This window comes from Solilutibacter pythonis, assembly GCF_003697345.1.
GTDB classification, from domain to species: domain Bacteria; phylum Pseudomonadota; class Gammaproteobacteria; order Xanthomonadales; family Xanthomonadaceae; genus Solilutibacter; species Solilutibacter pythonis.
In genome coordinates, this window is record NZ_RFLY01000044.1 from 1 (window position 1) to 2,574 (window position 2,574).

A 2,574-nucleotide genomic window follows, 5' to 3' on the forward strand; every position below is an offset into this window, starting at 1 on the left:
TCTTCCGATCTGGGCCATACTAGTACTGGATGCATCTGCAGGATATCGCGGCCGCTTAATTAACTGGCCTCATGGGCCTTCACTTCACTGCCCGCTTTCCAGTCGGGAAACCTGTCGTGCCAGCTGCATTAACATGGTCATAGCTGTTTCCTTGCGTATTGGGCGCTCTCCGCTTCCTCGCTCACTGACTCGCTGCGCTCGGTCGTTCGGGTAAAGCCTGGGGTGCCTAATGAGCAAAAGGCCAGCAAAAGGCCAGGAACCGTAAAAAGGCCGCGTTGCTGGCGTTTTTCCATAGGCTCCGCCCCCCTGACGAGCATCACAAAAATCGACGCTCAAGTCAGAGGTGGCGAAACCCGACAGGACTATAAAGATACCAGGCGTTTCCCCCTGGAAGCTCCCTCGTGCGCTCTCCTGTTCCGACCCTGCCGCTTACCGGATACCTGTCCGCCTTTCTCCCTTCGGGAAGCGTGGCGCTTTCTCATAGCTCACGCTGTAGGTATCTCAGTTCGGTGTAGGTCGTTCGCTCCAAGCTGGGCTGTGTGCACGAACCCCCCGTTCAGCCCGACCGCTGCGCCTTATCCGGTAACTATCGTCTTGAGTCCAACCCGGTAAGACACGACTTATCGCCACTGGCAGCAGCCACTGGTAACAGGATTAGCAGAGCGAGGTATGTAGGCGGTGCTACAGAGTTCTTGAAGTGGTGGCCTAACTACGGCTACACTAGAAGAACAGTATTTGGTATCTGCGCTCTGCTGAAGCCAGTTACCTTCGGAAAAAGAGTTGGTAGCTCTTGATCCGGCAAACAAACCACCGCTGGTAGCGGTGGTTTTTTTGTTTGCAAGCAGCAGATTACGCGCAGAAAAAAAGGATCTCAAGAAGATCCTTTGATCTTTTCTACGGGGTCTGACGCTCAGTGGAACGAAAACTCACGTTAAGGGATTTTGGTCATGAGATTATCAAAAAGGATCTTCACCTAGATCCTTTTAAATTAAAAATGAAGTTTTAAATCAATCTAAAGTATATATGAGTAAACTTGGTCTGACAGTTATTATTTACCCACCACTTTGGTAATTTCGCCTTTCACGTAATGCACAAATTCTTCCAGCTGATCCGCACGGCTGGCCAGACGATCTTCTTCCTGGCCCAGATACGCCTGACGCGCTTCCAGAATCACCGGCTGATACTGCGCCGGCAGACGTTCCATGGCCCAATCCGCCGCCACATCTTTCGGCGCAATTTTGCCGGTCACCGCGCTATACCAAATACGGCTCAGGGTCAGCACCACGTTGCGTTCATCACCCGCCCAATCCGGCGGGCTGTTCCACAGGGTCAGGGTTTCGTTCAGCGCTTCAAACAGGTCCTGTTCCGGCACCGGATCAAACAGTTCTTCCGCTGCCGGACCAACCAGCGCCACGCTATGTTCACGCGCTTTGGTCAGCAGAATGGCCAGATCGATATCAATGGTCGCCGGTTCAAAAATGCCGGCCAGAATATCGTTACGCTGCCATTCGCCAAACTGCAGCTCACGTTTCGCCGGATAACGCCACGGAATAATGTCATCATGCACCACGATGGTCACTTCCACCGCACGCAGAATTTCGCTTTCACCCGGGCTCGCGCTGGTTTCCAGCAGATCGTTAATCAGCGCACGACGGGTGGTTTCATCCAGACGCACGGTCACGGTCACCAGCAGATCAATATCGCTATGCGGTTTCAGGCCGCCATCCACCGCGCTGCCATACAGATGCACGGCCAGCAGGGTCGGTTCCAGATGACGTTCAATCACGCCCACCACTTCAGACAGCTGGGTGCTCACTTCCGCAATCACCGCTTCACGCATAATGTTCAGTTTGGTTTTCGGACGGCTGCCCTGCTGGGTCACATCGTTGCTGCTCCACAGCATCAGGCAACGGCCCACCGCATAACGCGCCTGCTGTTTGCTCGCACGCGGCATGCTCTGCACGCCAAAAAAGCAATCATAGCACGCCATAAACACCGCCACCGCACCATTACCGCCGCTACGTTCGGTCAGGGTACGGCTCCAATTACGGCTACGCATACTCTTCCTTTTTCAATATTATTGAAGCATTTATCAGGGTTATTGTCTCATGAGCGGATACATATTTGAATGTATTTAGAAAAATAAACAAATAGGGGTTCCGCGCACATTTCCCCGAAAAGTGCCACCTAAATTGTAAGCGTTAATATTTTGTTAAAATTCGCGTTAAATTTTTGTTAAATCAGCTCATTTTTTAACCAATAGGCCGAAATCGGCAAAATCCCTTATAAATCAAAAGAATAGACCGAGATAGGGTTGAGTGGCCGCTACAGGGCGCTCCCATTCGCCATTCAGGCTGCGCAACTGTTGGGAAGGGCGTTTCGGTGCGGGCCTCTTCGCTATTACGCCAGCTGGCGAAAGGGGGATGTGCTGCAAGGCGATTAAGTTGGGTAACGCCAGGGTTTTCCCAGTCACGACGTTGTAAAACGACGGCCAGTGAGCGCGACGTAATACGACTCACTATAGGGCGAATTGAGTGAAGGCCGTCAAGGCCTAGGCGCGCCGGATCCCCCGGG

The 2,574-nt window shown here is 52.7% G+C and carries 1 protein-coding gene; it reads right to left on the minus strand.

Features of this window, described 5'->3' with window-relative positions:
• Positions 1–1,048 precede the first annotated feature (1,048 nt).
• Positions 1,049–1,840 carry an ANT(3'')-Ia family aminoglycoside nucleotidyltransferase AadA1 gene (aadA1, locus tag EBB59_RS13155; protein ID WP_001206316.1) on the minus strand — a complete coding sequence of 264 codons (792 nt, stop codon included), beginning with the start codon at positions 1,838–1,840 and terminating at the stop codon, positions 1,049–1,051.
• Between the last annotated feature and the right edge of the window lie 734 nt (positions 1,841–2,574).

What these genes read in the sequence shown, in the direction of transcription:
- aadA1 (WP_001206316.1), bottom strand. Translation starts at nt 1,840, where the DNA reads ATGCGTGAAGCGGTGATTGCGGAAGTGAGCACCCAGCTGTCTGAAGTG.